Below are 16,647 nucleotides of genomic sequence, written 5' to 3'. Positions count from 1 at the left end.
AGCCCGTCAATACTCAATAAACTTCGCACCTGACACGCTCTGTATGTAAGTAAACCCAGTCTTCGTAGTCTGAGGTTTCAAAAAAGGATACAAAAATGGCACTGATAGACGGTCAACCTTCTGTACTACTACAAAATGTAAGTAAGCTTATTCGTTCTAAAGTCAAAGATCAGGTCGAACTGGTCGAAAAATTTGCCCACACTCTGTATGGCAATATGTCTCATGAAGATTTGTTTGGTCGTAATGACAGCGATTTATATGGCGCTGCACTGAGCTTATGGCAAAGCTTTAACGGTCATACGGATGCCAAGGCATTAATCCGCGTCTTTAACCCTGAGATCGCAAAACACGGCTGGGAGTCTAAACACACTATTGTTGAAATCGTAGTGAAAGACAGCCCGTTTTTAGTGGACTCGGTACGGATGGCATTAAGCCGCCAATCCATCACCGCGCATTTGTTATTGCATTACCCATTGCAAACGCTCCGTAACGATAAAAACGACATCACGGACTTTTTTAAACTGGGCACTGTAGAACAAGCCAGCACTGAACAAACCGTGTTCCACATCGAAATTGATCGCATGACAGACAAAGCTGCAGTAGAAGCTTTAACCTCCGAACTGCAATCTGTGATGGAAGATGTGTCTTTAGCTGTGCAGGACTGGAAACCAACCCGGGCTAAACTGCTGCAGGTGATTGCTGACTTGCCAAAACAAGCCGCTTCCATCCATTCAACTGAATTGGAACAAGCCATAGAGTTTTTAAACTGGATGGCCAAAGATAACTTCACCTTGTTAGGTTATCGTGAATATCGCATCAAAGCGGTAGAAGGCGACCATAAAATTGAAGGCGTGAACGACAGTGCTTTAGGTTTAATGCGCCGTTCCACCTCCCGCGATTTAATGTTATCTGATTTACCAGAGCAGGCCCGCAAGCAGGCGTTAAGTTCGTCTTTGCTGATCCTGACCAAAACCAATAATAAATCTCGCGTCCATCGTCCTGCTTATATCGACTATGTTGGTATCAAACGTTTTGACGACAAAGGCCATGTGATAGGGGAAGACCGCTTTATTGGTTTGTATTCGTCATCCTTATACAACAACAGCGCTGCTGATATTCCATTGCTGAAAAACAAGCTGGCCAAAGTGATGGCGAAGTCTGGTTTTGCCCACGGCACCCACGCTTACAAAGCATTGCTGAATATTTTGGAAACTTACCCGCGGGATGAGTTGATCCAGGCCACCACAGACGAGTTGTTAGATGTGTCGACTGGCGTACTGCAAATGCAGGAACGTGATATGACACGTCTGTTTGTGCGTAAAGACGCCTTCGGCCGTTTTGTCTCGGCTATGGTGTATGTGCCTCGTGAGCGTTATAACACTCAGCTGCGTAAAGTTACGCAACAAATTCTGGCTCAGTCTCTGGGCAGCACTGAAGCTGTGGAATTTACCACTTACTTCTCTGAATCTGTGTTGGCGCGTACCCATTATTTCGTTCGGATCAACGATAACAATATCGAGTTTAATGTGAAAGAAATTGAACGCAATTTAGTTGAAGCGGCCCGTACCTGGGAAGATAAGCTGGAATCTGCACTGGTTGGCCATTATGGTGAAGCCCGTGGTCGTGAACTGGCCCGTAAGTATTTAACGGCTTTCCCGTCGTCTTACAAAGACGAAATGTTGCCAAACGATGCCTTGGTCGACATTGAAAAAATCGAGTCGTTAAACGACGAACACCGTCTGGACATGTTGTTTTACCGTCCTCAGGAAGAGCGTAACGACAGTAAAGCTGTGCGTCTGAACCTGTTCCATAAAGATCACCCAATCCATTTATCTGATGTTTTGCCAATACTGGAAAACTTCGGCTTACGTGTGATAGGTGAAACCCCTTATGCCGTGCGTTGCCCGGATGGCTCAGTCAGCTGGATTTTAAACTTCGCTATGGAAGTTAACGGCGCTATGCCAACAGACTTTGAACAAGCGCAGTTATCCTTCCAGGACTCTTTTGCCAAAGTGTGGAAAGGCGATCTGGAAGACGACGGCTTTAACCGTCTGATTTTAGGCGCTGGTTTAACAGGCCGTGAAGCCTCGTTATTACGTGCTTATGCTAAATACAAACGTCAGATTGGCGGTACTTTCAGTCAGTCTTACGTAGAAAACGCTTTTGCCCGTTATCCAAAACTGGCGCATTTGTTAGTGCAACTGTTTAACACCAAGTTTGATCCACAAAATACCGGTGATGCAGCAGCTATTGAAGCCATTGAAAAGCAATTAAACGAGCAACTGGATAGCGTAGTAAACCTGGATGATGACCGTATCATCCGTCGTTTTGTTGCCATGATGTCGGCTACTTTACGTACCAACTACTTCCAGCCAAATGCGCAGGGCCAGCAGAAGAGCTACATCTCCTTTAAGGTGAAATCGTCTTTAGTGCCGGATATGCCATTGCCAGTACCGGCTTTTGAGATTTTTGTTTACTCACCACGCGTTGAAGGTGTGCATTTACGCGGTGGTAAAGTGGCTCGTGGTGGTCTGCGTTGGTCCGATCGTCGTGAAGACTTCCGTACTGAAGTTTTAGGACTGGTAAAAGCTCAGCAAGTAAAAAACACAGTGATAGTACCAGTAGGTGCGAAAGGTGGTTTTGTTTGTAAGAAATTGCCAGAAACCGGTGGTCGCGAGGCTTACTTAAACGAAGGTAAAGAATGTTACCGCACCTTTATCCGTGGTCTGTTAGATATCACAGATAACATAGTGCAGGGCCAGATTGTTGCGCCTAAATCTGTTGTGCGTTTAGACGAAGATGACCCGTATTTAGTAGTAGCAGCCGATAAAGGCACTGCAACTTTTTCAGACATCGCTAACGCGATTTCTGCTGAATACAATCACTGGTTAGGTGATGCCTTTGCATCTGGTGGCTCAAACGGTTACGACCACAAAGGTATGGGTATTACAGCCCGCGGTGGTTGGGAGTCGGTGAAACGTCACTTCCGTGAAGTAGGCATCGACTGCCAGACCACAGATTTCACTTGTGTGGGTATAGGCGATATGGCCGGTGACGTATTTGGTAACGGCATGTTGTTATCCAAACATATCCGTCTGCAGGTTGCATTTAACCATATGCACATTTTTGTTGACCCGAATCCAGATGCAGCCAAAACCTTTGTTGAACGTGAGCGCATGTTTAACTTACCAACGTCGACCTGGGATGACTTTGATAAGTCGTTGATCTCCGAAGGTGGTGGTTTGTTCTCCCGTAGCGCCAAGTCCATCAAGCTGACACCACAAATTCAGCAGATGTTAGGCACTACAGCCGTCAGTCTGACGCCAAACGAATTTATTCGCGCCGCATTGATGATGGACGTGGATCTGATTTGGAACGGTGGTATCGGTACTTATGTCAAAGCGACTGATGAAACTCACGCAGAAGTCGGTGACCGTGGTTCTGAAGCTGTTCGCGTGAACGGTAAAGAAGTGAAAGCTAAAGTCATAGGCGAGGGTGGTAACTTAGGTACTACTCAACGTGGCCGTATTGAATACGCTAACAACGGTGGCCGCATCAACACTGACTTTATCGATAACGTTGGTGGTGTAGATTGTTCAGATAACGAAGTAAACATCAAAATACTGTTAAACGCTCTGGTCGCAAGCGGTGATATGACGCTGAAGCAACGTAATGAGTTGTTAGCTGCGATGACCACTGATGTGGCTGATATCGTTATTAACGACTGTTACCGTCAAACTCAGAGTATTTCTGTGTCTTCAGTGCTGGGCGCTGAGCAGATGAAGGAATACACCCGCTTTATCCATGCTTTGGAAAAAGACGGCAAGTTAAACCGTGAACTGGAGTTTTTACCTTCAGACGACGCTTTGGCTGAACGTACTGCCAAAGGCCAGGGCTTAACCCGTCCTGAGCTGGCCATTCTGACCGCTTACGGCAAAATGGTAATGAAAGAGTGGCTGGTACTGCCGGAAATTTATGAAAACAGCTACTTCAAACGTCATCTGTTTACTGCATTCCCGAAAGTGCTGCAGCAAAGTTATGCCAAAGAGATGGAAACTCACCCGTTAAAAGCTGAGATCATCGCGACCAAACTGGCTAACCTGATTGTCAATGATATGGGCGCAAACTTTGCCCAACGTATGATGGAAGAAACAGGTTCTTCTATTGCTGAAGTAGCAGTGTGCTACACCATAGCCCGCGACTTATTTGATGTGGAAGCGGTATGGAACAAGCTGGAAGAATTGGATAACGTGATCCCTGCAGCATTGCAAATCAAGTTATTCCACCAGTTGCGACGTACTATGCGCCGCACGACACGTTGGTTCTTACGTCACCGTAACAAGGCGCTGGATATTCAGCAGACTATTGATTTCTTCAAACCAGCTTTTGTTGAAATCAGCAATAACCTGCAAAAATTACTGGCGCCAGCCGAAGCTGAACAACTTGCAGCCAACGAGCAAGCCTTTATTGAACAAGGCGTGCCTGCTGACGTTGCCCGTTATTTAGCTCAGCTGAGTACTTGTTTCTCTGTGATGGACATTGCCCAGGTGGCAGATGCAGAGAAAAATGGCCTGCTGCTGAGTGCTGAAATTTACTTCAAACTGGGTGATCGTTTAGATCTGCACTGGTTCCTGGAGCAAATTACGCAGCAACCAGTGGCTAACCATTGGCAGGCTCTGGCTCGTGCTTCGTACCGCGAAGAGCTGGACTGGCAACAACGTGCTCTGTCTGCTGTAGTCGTTCGTGGTTGTGGTGGTGCTTGTGATGCAGAAGCTGTGATCGGCAGCTGGATCACAGAACATGAACCAGTACTGGCGCGTTGGCGTCAAATGCTGGCCGAGTTCAAAACGACCAAGAGCCATGAATTTGCCAAGTTCTCAGTGGCTTTGCGTGAGCTGATGTTACTCAGTCATCACTGTGACCCTGTGAAATAATTCAGGTTCCAGCTAGAATACACCGGCTCTTTTATGAGCCGGTTTTTTTATACGGTTTTTATGCTCTGCTATCCTGCAAAGCACCCTTCGGGCCAGCTAAAGCTGTTAAAAATCGTTCCAGACGATTTTTTCACCTTCATCCTTTATTGATAAAAAGCAGGTTGTTATGTTCTATTCACTGGCGCGTTCTTTAATGTTTTGTACAGATGCTGAGTTTTCACATCACCTGGCCCTTGGCAGCTTAAAGCATTTAAAAAATACCCCGGCATCCTTGCTGTGGCGTCAGGATTTACCGAAGAAACCTGTGACAGTAGCCGGTATTCATTTTGATAATCCTGTGGGTTTAGCTGCAGGTTTGGATAAAAATGCCGATTGCATCGACGCTTTTGGCCAGATGGGTTTTGGTTTTATTGAAGTAGGTACTGTGACACCACGACCTCAGGTGGGGAACGACAAACCACGTTTGTTCCGTTTACCTGAAGCGAACGCCATTATTAATCGCATGGGATTTAATAACAAAGGTGTGGATTATCTGGTTGAGAACGTAAAGAAATCGAGCTACAAAGGTGTGCTTGGCATTAATATCGGCAAAAACAAAGACACACCCAACGAGCAGGGTAAAGACGACTACATCGAATGTATGCGTAAGGTCTATGCTCATGCCAGCTACATTACAGTGAATATTTCTTCCCCTAATACACCTGGTTTGCGGGATCTGCAGTTTGGTGATGCGTTATTTGATTTGCTGCAGGCAGTGAAAAATGAGCAGTTGGATCTGCAAGCACAACAAGATAAGTACGTGCCGGTTTTTGTAAAAATTGCTCCTGATATGGATGAAGTGGCAGTGCAGCAAGTAGCTGAGACTTTGCTTCGCAGCAAAATGGACGGTGTGATTGCCACTAACACGACCTTGGATAAAAGCGCGGTGCAACACCTGAAATATGGCAATGAAATGGGCGGTTTAAGTGGTTTGCCCGTGCAGCAAAAGAGCACGGAGATTATCCGTCAGTTCCGCGCAGCTTTAGGCCCACAGATGCCAATTATTGGGGTAGGTGGTATAGATTCAGCCAAAGCGGCTCAGGAAAAAATGGACGCTGGTGCTAATCTGGTTCAGGTGTATTCAAACTTTATTTATAAAGGCCCCAGCTTGATCAAAGAGATCGTGGAGAGCCTTAAATAAGCCATATGCCGATCAATTTTGGATCCCTGATTATTAGTCCAAAATAATCTTTAACAGCGTATAAAAACAGGTGTAGAAAGGCAACATCTTGAATTCACAAGGATTGAGTATGTTGTCTTTATGCCCTGACTGGTGCTGGCAGTATTGCGATGAGCAAGACCGTTTGGTGTTGCAGTTATCAAACAGCCACCATATTCAAACGGCCTTCAGTGCCAAAGAGCTGAACGTTAAACCAGAGCAGCAAAGCTTGTGTATGGAACAAGCACAGTTGTTGATGGATTTTGCTGAAGCTTTGGAAGGTTTGTTGCCTGACAGCGATCTACTGACAGTCGCAGCTCAAGCCGTTGCCGCTTTGAGTTTTGTGAAGGCTCCTGTGCAAAAAAGCCACCTGTTTAACTTCTCCAGTATAGAAAGCCGCACCGACTTAATGAGTATCGCCAAACTCGAAGGTTTAAGCCGCGCTAAAGTGTTGCTGGTAGCAAAAGCTGACCCTATGGTGGATTGCTTGCTACTGGAGCCTATGGAGCTGTTAAACGGCAAGCAATTATCGGCTGGTCAGTTGGTGCGGGTGCAACAAAACCGTCTGATGCCGGTGCAATTTGCGCCTCTTTACGCTTTGACTGCCTGATTTAACTAAAAGCGCTCAATAATTCAACAACCGCCAAGTGATCGGGCCAGATTAGTCTGGTGATCCGTCTGGCAACAGGTAGAATAGGGCACATTTTCAAGCTGGGGTTTAAAAGCTGTGCCAAATCAAACGGATCCTTTCAAGGATATTCGCCCATATTTTGATCATGAAGTACCAGAAGCGATTTGTCGTTTATTGGACGATGCCGATTTTTTGCATGCCATTTTAAATTACCGCCTGGCCAGCTGGCCTAAAACTATCCGTTATCTGTTTACCCCTGTATTGCGCTGGTTATTGGCGCGTAAAGCCAAAGGCTTGCGCACTGTCTCTGATGTGCAGAATATGGTGGCCGATTTTTTACAACAAAGCCTGCAGAAAAGCTCGGCTGGTGTCAGTGTTAGTGGCCTTGAGCATTTAGATCCAAAACAATCCTATTTATTTATCTCGAACCATCGGGATATCGCTATGGATCCGGCACTGCTGAACTGGTGTCTGCATCAAAAGGGCATGGACACAGTACGTATCGCTATTGGCGATAATTTGCTGAAAATGCAATGCGCGACTGAGCTGATGAAGCTTAATAAAAGCTTTATTGTTAAACGCTCTATCAAAGCCCCACGCGAAATGCTCAAAGCCCTGAGCCATTTGTCAGCCTACATCAAAGATTCGCTTGAAACCGGCCATTCCATCTGGATAGCGCAAAAAGAAGGCCGTGCTAAAGATGGTTTGGATCAAACCGACGAAGCTATCTTAAAAATGTTTTTTATTGAAGGTAAAAAACGCGGTTTGGATTTTGCGACTTATATGCAGTCGTTAAATATTGTGCCTGTGTGTTTATCTTACGAATTTGACCCGCTAGACCAGGCCAAAGCCAATGAGCTACATCAGTTGGCTAGTACAGGCGAATACAAAAAGTCGGAGATGGAAGATATTCAAAGCATAGTGCAGGGCATAGTAGGCCAAAAAGGTCGGGTGCATGTGCATTTTGGTGAAGCTATTCAGGGGTGTTGTCAGGAACCTGCTGCTTTAGCCGCTGAAATAGACCGTCAAATCTGGGCTGGTTACCGTTTGTATCCGGTGAATTATTTAGCAGCAGAAATGGATGTTGAGCTGGACCCTGGCGAGGAAAGCCTGTGGTATCAAACCAAAATGGCATCTTTACCTGAAGAGCTGCGCCCTTATGTGCAGCAAATGTATGCAGCACCGGCGCTGAAACAACAGCAGACTTTAGCCCAGCAAGAACAGCTGGCTACACAACATAAGGAGCTGGAAGATGGCGCGACATATCAGTTATAAATACAAAGGTGAGTGGAAAAAGATCCCATTCAGCTACGACAAATACGCCGATAGCTTCGAAGCAGTCGCAGCAGCCGAAGGCATAGACTTAACTGCATTTCGTAAAATGGAGCAGCAAGTCGCCATGACCGCCAAAGGCACTGGGGCGCTCAAAGACTATCGCAAAAACGCCTTTGTAAAAATGGGCTTTAGCGAAATTCTGCTACTGCGGGATGATCAGGAACCTTTTAATCTCTGAACGTTGTTACCTAAAGGGCGTAATTACCAGTTACGCCAAGAAATTTTCCTCATTCGTTATCCATCTGTTGAAGTCAATCTGACCTTTGTTTGTATTCCTGCTAAAACACTTGCCTGCGCATACTAATGCGCATATGCTATTTTTATAGCTGAGCTAATAGTCTGGAGGCTTTTATGGCCGATCTTTATGATGTAACAGCACCCAAAAAAGCCGCGAATCTTTCAGTGAATAGTGATCTGTTGCTTAAAACACGGGCTTTGAACATCAATCTTTCCGCCACCCTGGAGCGAGCACTGAAAGAAGAGTTGGCGAAATACGAAGCTGCTCAGTGGGTTGAAGAAAACCGTGCAGCCATTAAAAGCTATAACGAATTTGTTGAACAGCATGGCTGTTTTGGTGACGAATTCAGGAGCTTTTGATGGCTCAGTTTGATGTGTATGCTAATCCCAGTAACCACAGCAAAGCCTATTATCCTTATCTGGTTGATATTCAAAGTGCGGTACTTACCGAGCTTGCTACCCGTATTGTGATTCCTTTGGGCAGGGGTTCAGCTTTTGGTGGCGAGGCAATGAAGGGGCTTACACCGCAGATAAGTTTCGATGGTGAAGAGTTATTGTTACTCACGCCACAAATTGCTGCGGTGCCAGAAAAGCAGTTGAGGAATCCGGTAGGTTCTCTCGCGCATTTTAGAGATCAGATTGTCGCGGCTTTGGATCTTGCTATTACTGGTATTTAATCAGTCTTCTTAATCGCACGTCTTACCACAACGGATAATCTTAGTGCCCGCTGCTAATCCTTGGGCTTTAAACCAGCCTTGAGGCATTTCCAAGGCACCTATGGCAGGGCCTTTAGATTTTTTACCTTTTTCATCATAGGGATAAAGGAACTGAACAGGTTCTATAGTCCAGTCTGCTTTGATATAAGCGATATCCAGCGGCACTTTGGTGTTACGCATCCAGAACGACAATATCCGTTCTTCATCGTAAATAAATAACATGCCATTTTCTACTTTATCGCGGTACATCAGACCACGGGCGCGTTGCTCTGTGGTTAAGGCTAGTTCTACTTCTAATTCAAGATGGCCGACTTTGATCCATTCTTTTTCGAACTGGATTTCTTCAACAGCGGCCACAGAAAAACTTAAAGCAAAAACAGCGGATAACAGATAGTTCATGATAAAAAACCTTGGAGAGTGAAGCAGAAAGACTAACGGAAATTGCAGCAAATAAAAAGGGCGGCTAATGCCGCCCTGATCAAGGGGTATTGTATAAATCAGACTGCAGCTAACACTTGCTTAGGTTCAACAAATGGCAGGTTTAACGCGTCTGCTACGTGTTTGTTCACCACATGACCGTTGATCACGTTTAAGCCGTTTAACAGATGTGCATCGTCCAGCAGTGCCTGTTTGTAGCCTTTGTTGGCTAAACGGATGATAAACGGCAAAGTGGCGTTGTTCAGAGCAAAAGTAGAAGTCAGTGGCACTGCGCCTGGCATGTTCGCCACACAGTAATGCACTACGTCATCAACAATGTACGTTGGATCAGCGTGAGTAGTGGCTTTAGAGGTCTCTACACAACCGCCCTGATCGATAGCCACGTCAACAATAGCAGAACCTGGTTTCATACGCTTGATATGATCTGCTGTGACCAGCTTAGGAGCTGCAGCACCTGGAATTAACACGCCACCAATGACTAAGTCAGCAGATAACACGTGTTTTTCCAGTGCATCTACAGTGGAGTACACAGTTTTCACTGCGCCGTTGAACTGAGCATCGATACGACGTAATACGTCTACGCTGCGGTCCAGTACGACCACGTCAGCACCCATACCTACAGCCATCTGAGCTGCGTTGGTACCGACCATACCGCCACCGATAATCACGACCTTGGCTGGTTCAACACCTGGTACGCCACCTAATAACATACCGCGACCGGCACATGATTTTTCGAGTGCACGGGCACCAGCCTGAATAGACATACGGCCAGCAACTTCAGACATAGGAGCTAATAAAGGCAAACCACCACGGTTGTCTGTGACTGTTTCGTACGCGATACAAATAGCTTTTGATTTGATCAGGTCTTCAGTTTGTGGCAAATCCGGTGCTAAGTGCAGGTAAGTGAACAGGATTTGGCCTTCACGCAACATAGCGCGCTCAACAGCCTGAGGCTCTTTTACTTTGACAATCATTTCTGCTTTAGCGAAGACTTCAGCAGCAGTAGTTAATACTGTTGCACCAGCAGCCTGATAGGCATCGTCACCAAAACCAATGCCACTACCTGCATTGTGTTCAACAAAAACAGTGTGGCCAAGAGCAGTCAGCTCACGCACGCTGGCAGGGGTCATACCGACGCGGTATTCGTGGTTTTTAATCTCTTTAGGTACGCCAATAATCATGATATTCCGCCTGTGTAGGGTTGAGTAAAATTTTCGCCTAGTATAGTTACTGATTTGTAGTTTTACCTGTTGTTTTTTGAATGAATCGCAGTTATAAATCCTGTTATAAATTCAAAAGTGAAATTTTTATCTGCTATGTACGAAACCAGTAAAAGTGTCAAAAAACTAGACCGGATAGACCGCAAAATTCTGACTGAATTACAGCACGACGGTCGTATTGCCAATGTTGAATTGGCGAAAAGGGTAGGGTTGAGTGCTACTCCTTGCCTTGAGCGGGTGCGTAAGCTGGAGGCGGAGGGCTATATACTGGGCTACACAGCACAGGTCGACCCAAATAAAGTGGGTTCCGCGTTACTGGTTTTTGTGGAAATTACTTTAAGTAAAACTTCGCCTGAGGACTTTGACGAATTCAGTAAAGCCGTGCAGAAACTGCATGAAATACAGGAATGCCATTTAGTCTCCGGCAGTTTCGACTTTTTATTGAAAACCCGGGTTGCCAATATGGCGGCATATCGCGAGCTATTAGGTGAAACCTTATTACGTTTACCCAGCGTACGGGAAAGCCGCACTTATGTGGTGATGGAAGAAGTGAAACAAACCACTTTTGTTGCGGTCAATTGATGCCAGCGTCTTAAATAGGGCTGTAACATCAAAGAGAAGGGTAAATCCCAAAAGCTTTGTTGCCAGAGCGAGGCGACAAGCGAGTGAGACCCCGGGAGCATAGTTGTTCCTATGTGACTGGGGCGAGCCTCTTTTATTAAAAGCAGGCAGTCAACGACGCTATGGCATCAAGGACGAAGGAGTTTTGTACAGCCAGTGTTCAGGCGTTAAAGTTTATATAAGCTTTTGTCGCTGAAGTTATAGTCAATAAGGCTGTGGCTTCAGGTTATACGGCTATAAAGGGGTGCATCAGAGTTGTCTCTCTGGTATCTTAAGTAGGTAGAATTCTTAGAATAAATGGGATCTTGTAGTGTTGAGTGAAGCCAGAAGGTTACGAGCCAAATTATTGTTTTCTTTAAACGGAATGCAGCGTTTATCTGAAGTGGGGTTGATCCTCAGCTTTGGTTTTGCTGCCTTTATGTTATTGGCTTTAATGTCATTCGACCCGGCTGACCCAAGCTGGTCTCAGGCAGGTTATCAAACCGCTGTTCATAATTATGCAGGACCAAAAGGCGCCTGGATTGCTGATATTCTGTTATTTACCTTTGGCTGGATTGCTTATTTAGTGCCGCCTCTGGTGGCTTTTGCCGGTTATTTATTAACCCGCCGCGCCAAAGCTTTAATGGAGATGGATTACCTTATTTTGGGGTTGCGTCTGATAGGTTTAGTTTTAACTATTCTTTGCGCCAGCGCGATCAGCAGTATCAACTTCAACGATATTTTCTATTTTTCTTCCGGCGGTGTAGTGGGCGACGTGGTTTCCTCTATGCTGATGCCGAATTTTAATTTTATCGGTACTATTTTATTGCTGCTTTGTGGTTTATCTACAGGCTTAACTCTGGCTACAGGTATTTCCTGGGTCACAGTAGCGGATGAGCTCGGTGCTTTAACTATGCGTGCGCTGATCGCTTTGTATCAGGCTCCAACCCGTTTAGGCCATTATCTGGCGCAGCGCTCTGCTGCCAAAGCTGCATCCCCTTTATCTTTCCAGACCGAATCTACAGTACCACAGCAGCGTCGCGAACCAGAGATGGATGCCACTACGACGCCTAAAATGGCTGATATTTCTTTTACTGAGCCCGCTGTAGCACCAGAAGTAATTCGTTTAAGCCCGGTTCGTAATGAAGCAGTGCAATCTGCGTTTATTGCGCCTGAAGAAGAACAAATCCCTTTACCTGACATTGAGGAAGTGCAAAGCCAGCCAAGCCGTGCCTATTTCCCCGGTAATGAGCGGATAGAGCCTTTGCCTTTTGCACCGTTGGACGAAAAAACCGAAGCTGTAGCTTTTGTCAGTGTTGATACATTAGCTGATGATGACTTGAGTTTCTCTGCTGTAGATGACGCTTATTATCCTGAGCAGTTGCAGCATCTGGAACAAAGTTTTGCCGAAGTGGAACGTCAGACAGTGGTCGCTCCTGTGGTGATTGAAGAAGAGGAAGAAGACGATACTCCTGTTGCTGCCTCGTTCAGCCCAGATGATTTACCTTCTTTAGCTTTATTAGACAGACCAGACAAAGCCACTAACCCTATAGATCCAGCCGATTTAGAGCGGGTGTCACGTTTAGTTGAAACTAAGCTATTGGATTTTGGTGTCGATGCCAAAGTTGTTGCCGTATTGCCAGGTCCTGTGGTGACCCGTTTTGAGCTGGATTTAGCACCTGGTGTGAAGGTCAGTAAGATCACCGGTTTATCTAAAGACTTAGCCCGTTCTTTATCGGCCATCAGTGTGCGGGTCGTGGAAGTTATCCCGGGTAAATCTTATATAGGTTTGGAGCTTCCGAACCAGTTCCGTGAAATAGTGCGTTTATCAGAAGTGATAGGCGATGAAGTCTTTATTCAGTCTAAATCACCTTTAACTATGGTGCTCGGCAAAGACATCGCCGGTAAATCTGTAGTCGCCGATTTAGGCCGTATGCCGCACTTGCTGGTAGCCGGTACCACAGGCTCTGGTAAGTCGGTCGGCGTGAACGTGATGATTTGTAGTCTGTTGTATAAATCTACGCCTGAAGATGTGCGTTTTTTAATGATCGACCCGAAGATGCTGGAATTGTCTGTCTATGAAGGCATTCCGCATTTGCTGACCGAAGTAGTCACAGATATGAAAGAAGCGGCTAACGGCCTGCGCTGGTGTGTCGGTGAAATGGAACGGCGTTACAAGCTGATGTCGGCCCTTGGGGTGCGTAACTTAAAAGGTTACAACCAGAAAATTCAGGATGCTATAGCAGCTGGTACACCCATTCGTGACCCGATTTGGAAGCCAAGCGATAATATGATGACAATGCCGCCTGAGCTTGAGAAGTTACCTTCTATCGTTGTCGTTATCGACGAATTCGCTGACATGATGATGATTGTCGGTAAAAAGGTAGAAGAGCTGATTGCCCGTATAGCGCAAAAAGCCCGTGCTGCCGGTATCCACCTGATTTTAGCTACTCAGCGTCCGTCAGTGGATGTCATTACAGGCTTAATTAAGGCCAATATTCCAACCCGTATGGCGTTTCAGGTGTCGTCGAAAATTGACTCCAGAACCATTTTGGATCAGCAGGGTGCTGAAAGCTTATTGGGTCAGGGCGATATGTTGTATCTGCCACCAGGTTCTGGTGTACCAACCCGTGTGCATGGTGCTTTTGTCGATGACCATGAAGTACATGCTGTGGTATCGGACTGGAAACGCCGTGGCAAACCGAATTACATTTCTGAAATCTTAAACGGTGAGCCATCAGAAGATAGCTTACTGCCGGGCGAAAGCATGGAAAATGATGAAGGCGAGTCGGACCCATTGTTTGACCAGGCTGTGGCTTTTGTCACTGAAAGCCGTAAAGCTTCGGTTTCAGGTGTACAAAGACGCTTCCGTATTGGCTATAATCGCGCCGCCCGTTTAGTTGAACAAATGGAAATGAGCGGTATCGTCAGTGGTGCAGGCCACAACGGTAACCGTGAAGTATTAGCGCCTCCTCCTCCTAAAGTATTTTAAACGATTGTTATAAGGTCATTATGAAAAAAACTGTAGCAAATAAAGCTGTTGCCCTGGTGTTGTCGCTGATACTGCCTGCTTTTATGGCGGTGGCGGATCAGGCTGATGATTTGCAGAAAAAATTAGCACGTTTAACCAGCTTTCAGGCCAGTTTTGACCAAACCGTCGTTGATGCCAGCAATAAGCTGATCCAACAGGGCGAAGGCATGTTGTCACTGAAACAGCCGTCTTTATTTCGCTTTGAAACCCAGACACCAGAGCCAAACCTGTTTATTGGTGATGGTAAAACGCTGTGGTTTTATGCCGAATTATTGGATCAGGTCAGTATTTATGATGCAAAAGAGCAAGTGCAGAAAACTCCTTTTGTGCTGCTGACCTCACACGACCCTAAATTATGGGCTCAGTACAGTGTGACTGGTGCAGACGATCAGTTTGATATTACGCCTAAAGATCCAAGCAATGCGGTGAAAAAGTTGAGCCTGAAATTCTCGGGTTTAGCTTTATCAAAAATGATCGTCATCGACAGCAATGGCCAGAACAGCACTTTTGATTTTAATCTGGTGCAGTACAACACGCCGCTGGCATCAGAGTTGTTCCAGTTTGCAATTCCTGCTACAGCTGAAGTGGATGATCAACGCGTCAAGTGAACAACCTCGGCTTTGAATTCCACGACGATATAAGGCCTCTGGCAGCGCTGCTGAGGCCAACGAAGTTATCGGACTATGTTGGACAGCAGCAAGTGCTGGGTCCTGGCACACCGCTGCGTAAGGCGATAGAAGCAGGGCGTATCTCTTCTTTGATTTTATGGGGCCCTCCTGGCACAGGCAAAACCACGTTGGCAGAGTTGATTGCCATTTATGCCAAAGCTGCTATTGCCCGCTTATCTGCTGTAACTGCTGGTGTAAAAGAAATACGCGAAGAAATTCAGGCAGCCAAACAACGTCTGGTGCAAAATCAACGCACCTTATTATTTGTTGATGAAGTGCACCGTTTTAACAAAGCCCAGCAAGATGCGTTTTTACCTCATATTGAAGATGGCACCATTATTTTTATTGGTGCTACTACTGAAAATCCTGCGTTTGCTTTGAATAACGCCATGTTATCCCGCGCCCGCGTCTGCATTTTAAAAAAGCTGACGGCAGAGGATCTGGCTTTAGTCATAGAACGAGCCGTGGCACATTATCAGCAGTCTGGCCAGCAGGTGCAGATTAGCAGTGAAGCCCAATCCTTATTGCTGCAATTGGCGGATGGCGATGCGCGGCGCTTATTAAACCTGTTTGAGCAAGCCGTTGAAACAGCGCAGCAGGGCGCCGCGATAACTGAACTGACAGCTGATTTATTCCGTCAGTTAGTACCACGGCAATTGCCGGGTTTTGATCAGCAGGGCGATATTTTTTACGATTTAATTTCTGCCTTTCATAAATCGGTACGTGGCTCCAACCCGGATGCGGCTTTGTATTGGTACTGCCGTATTTTAGAAGGCGGTGGCGATCCTTTGTATGTGGCGCGCAGGCTACTCGCAATCGCCAGTGAAGACATAGGCAATGCCGACCCACGCGCTTTAACTATTGGTTTGGATGCCTGGGATACCTTTGCTCGTGTGGGTCCTGCCGAAGGTGAACGCGCTATAGCTCAGGCTGCCGTCTATATGGCGTTAGCGCCAAAATCCAATGCGGTGTACAGCGCCTTTAACCAGATGCGGCAGTATGTGCAGCAACATCCATCCTTTGAAGTGCCGGATCATTTACGTAACGCGCCAACTGCTTTGGCTAAACAACAAGGTTTTGGCAAGGCCTATCGCTATGCCCATAACGAACCTGGCGCTTATGCAGCGGGAGAGCTGTACTTGCCAGCTGAAATGGCAGGAATGAAGTTTTATCAGCCGTCCGATCGCGGTTTAGAGAAACAACTGCAGGACAAAATGGCCTATTTAGCCATGCTGGACCAACAAGCAAAAGGACAGGACTGATGCACGCATATCTGGCTGTAGCTATTGGTGGAGCTTTAGGTGCCTGTTGCCGTTTCGGTTTAGGCGAATTTATCCTGCATCTTTGTGGTAAATCATTCCCTTTTGCCACTTTGCTGGTTAATATTCTCGGGTCTTTTGTATTAGGTCTGCTTTATGGCCTGTTTTTAGCCGAACATCTGACGGTAAACCCGTGGAAGACTCTGATCGGCGTAGGTTTTTTAGGTGCCTTTACTACCTTTTCGACTTTTTCACTCGACACTGTTTTACTGCTGCAACAAGGCGATTTGGTGAAAGCCGGCCTGAACGTTGTACTGAACGTGCTGATTTGTTTAACACTCGCCTGGCTGGGTTTAAAGCTGGGCTCAATGAAGTAATCA

The 16,647-nt window shown here is 46.2% G+C and carries 14 protein-coding genes; 12 read left to right on the top strand and 2 right to left on the bottom strand.

What is annotated here, in order from left to right; all coding sequences use genetic code 11:
- Positions 1-95: 95 nt before the first annotated feature.
- From OM978_RS11735 to OM978_RS11705, 7 genes are all read left to right on the top strand, one after another.
- Entirely contained in the window at positions 96-4,934 is a 4,839-nt protein-coding gene (locus tag OM978_RS11735) for an NAD-glutamate dehydrogenase (RefSeq protein WP_264342408.1), read from the top strand.
- Between the two features lie 166 nt (positions 4,935-5,100).
- Complete coding sequence (gene pyrD, locus OM978_RS11730) at positions 5,101-6,114, top strand: quinone-dependent dihydroorotate dehydrogenase (protein ID WP_264342407.1); 1,014 nt, start codon at positions 5,101-5,103, stop codon at positions 6,112-6,114.
- 109 nt (positions 6,115-6,223) lie between these two features.
- Positions 6,224-6,742 carry a cell division protein ZapC gene (locus tag OM978_RS11725; protein WP_264342406.1) on the top strand — a complete coding sequence of 173 codons (519 nt, stop codon included), beginning with the start codon at positions 6,224-6,226 and terminating at the stop codon, positions 6,740-6,742.
- Positions 6,743-6,859: 117 nt separating this feature from the next.
- Positions 6,860-8,038 carry a 1-acyl-sn-glycerol-3-phosphate acyltransferase gene (locus OM978_RS11720; protein WP_264342405.1) on the top strand — a complete coding sequence of 393 codons (1,179 nt, stop codon included), beginning with the start codon at positions 6,860-6,862 and terminating at the stop codon, positions 8,036-8,038.
- The gene (locus OM978_RS11715; RefSeq protein WP_127023124.1) at positions 8,016-8,276 is read left to right on the top strand and encodes a DUF2960 domain-containing protein; all 261 of its coding nucleotides are present in this window, start codon (positions 8,016-8,018) and stop codon (positions 8,274-8,276) included. The genes OM978_RS11720 and OM978_RS11715 overlap by 23 nt, the downstream gene beginning before the upstream one ends.
- A 173-nt stretch (positions 8,277-8,449) precedes the next feature.
- Positions 8,450-8,695, top strand: coding sequence for a type II toxin-antitoxin system CcdA family antitoxin (locus OM978_RS11710; protein WP_264342404.1), 246 nt, complete (start codon positions 8,450-8,452; stop codon positions 8,693-8,695).
- Complete coding sequence (locus tag OM978_RS11705) at positions 8,695-9,012, top strand: CcdB family protein (protein WP_264342403.1); 318 nt, start codon at positions 8,695-8,697, stop codon at positions 9,010-9,012. Before OM978_RS11710 ends, OM978_RS11705 begins: the two co-directional genes overlap by 1 nt.
- A gap of 9 nt (positions 9,013-9,021) precedes the next feature.
- On the opposite strand, the gene OM978_RS11700 is transcribed toward OM978_RS11705, so the two are convergent.
- On the bottom strand, positions 9,022-9,450 hold the full coding sequence (locus OM978_RS11700) for a DUF192 domain-containing protein (protein ID WP_264342402.1): 429 nt from the start codon (positions 9,448-9,450) through the stop codon (positions 9,022-9,024).
- Positions 9,451-9,548: 98 nt separating this feature from the next.
- Positions 9,549-10,670: an alanine dehydrogenase gene (gene ald, locus OM978_RS11695; protein WP_233007282.1), complete on the bottom strand. Its 1,122-nt coding sequence runs from the start codon at positions 10,668-10,670 to the stop codon at positions 9,549-9,551.
- Between the two features lie 135 nt (positions 10,671-10,805).
- Here ald and lrp point away from each other — a divergent pair, with 135 nt between their 5' ends.
- From lrp to crcB, 5 genes are all read left to right on the top strand, one after another.
- Complete coding sequence (lrp, locus tag OM978_RS11690) at positions 10,806-11,291, top strand: leucine-responsive transcriptional regulator Lrp (protein WP_046521198.1); 486 nt, start codon at positions 10,806-10,808, stop codon at positions 11,289-11,291.
- Positions 11,292-11,640: 349 nt separating this feature from the next.
- Complete coding sequence (locus OM978_RS11685; RefSeq protein ID WP_264342401.1) at positions 11,641-14,301, top strand: DNA translocase FtsK; 2,661 nt, start codon at positions 11,641-11,643, stop codon at positions 14,299-14,301.
- A 20-nt stretch (positions 14,302-14,321) separates the two neighbouring features.
- Complete coding sequence (gene lolA, locus OM978_RS11680) at positions 14,322-14,948, top strand: outer membrane lipoprotein chaperone LolA (protein WP_264342400.1); 627 nt, start codon at positions 14,322-14,324, stop codon at positions 14,946-14,948.
- Complete coding sequence (locus OM978_RS11675; RefSeq protein WP_264342399.1) at positions 14,945-16,270, top strand: replication-associated recombination protein A; 1,326 nt, start codon at positions 14,945-14,947, stop codon at positions 16,268-16,270. The genes lolA and OM978_RS11675 overlap by 4 nt, the downstream gene beginning before the upstream one ends.
- The gene (crcB, locus tag OM978_RS11670) at positions 16,270-16,644 is read left to right on the top strand and encodes a fluoride efflux transporter CrcB (protein ID WP_127023096.1); all 375 of its coding nucleotides are present in this window, start codon (positions 16,270-16,272) and stop codon (positions 16,642-16,644) included. The genes OM978_RS11675 and crcB overlap by 1 nt, the downstream gene beginning before the upstream one ends.
- The last annotated feature ends 3 nt before the right edge of the window (positions 16,645-16,647 follow it).

The sequence above is a fragment of the Rheinheimera sp. MM224 genome, assembly GCF_947090785.1.
Taxonomy (GTDB): domain Bacteria; phylum Pseudomonadota; class Gammaproteobacteria; order Enterobacterales; family Alteromonadaceae; genus Pararheinheimera.
The sequence above is the reverse complement of the archived record's forward strand: the minus strand, read 5'-3'. Positions and strand labels throughout refer to the sequence as shown.

Bases quoted from the DNA above. Each gene is read 5' to 3' on its own strand.
- OM978_RS11735 (WP_264342408.1), top strand. From the start codon at position 96: ATGGCACTGATAGACGGTCAACCTTCTGTACTACTACAAAATGTAAGT.
- pyrD (WP_264342407.1), top strand. From the start codon at position 5,101: ATGTTCTATTCACTGGCGCGTTCTTTAATGTTTTGTACAGATGCTGAG.
- OM978_RS11725 (WP_264342406.1), top strand. From the start codon at position 6,224: ATGTTGTCTTTATGCCCTGACTGGTGCTGGCAGTATTGCGATGAGCAA.
- OM978_RS11715 (WP_127023124.1), top strand. From the start codon at position 8,016: ATGGCGCGACATATCAGTTATAAATACAAAGGTGAGTGGAAAAAGATC.
- OM978_RS11710 (WP_264342404.1), top strand. From the start codon at position 8,450: ATGGCCGATCTTTATGATGTAACAGCACCCAAAAAAGCCGCGAATCTT.
- OM978_RS11705 (WP_264342403.1), top strand. From the start codon at position 8,695: ATGGCTCAGTTTGATGTGTATGCTAATCCCAGTAACCACAGCAAAGCC.
- OM978_RS11700 (WP_264342402.1), bottom strand. From the start codon at position 9,450: ATGAACTATCTGTTATCCGCTGTTTTTGCTTTAAGTTTTTCTGTGGCC.
- ald (WP_233007282.1), bottom strand. From the start codon at position 10,670: ATGATTATTGGCGTACCTAAAGAGATTAAAAACCACGAATACCGCGTC.
- lrp (WP_046521198.1), top strand. From the start codon at position 10,806: ATGTACGAAACCAGTAAAAGTGTCAAAAAACTAGACCGGATAGACCGC.
- lolA (WP_264342400.1), top strand. From the start codon at position 14,322: ATGAAAAAAACTGTAGCAAATAAAGCTGTTGCCCTGGTGTTGTCGCTG.
- crcB (WP_127023096.1), top strand. From the start codon at position 16,270: ATGCACGCATATCTGGCTGTAGCTATTGGTGGAGCTTTAGGTGCCTGT.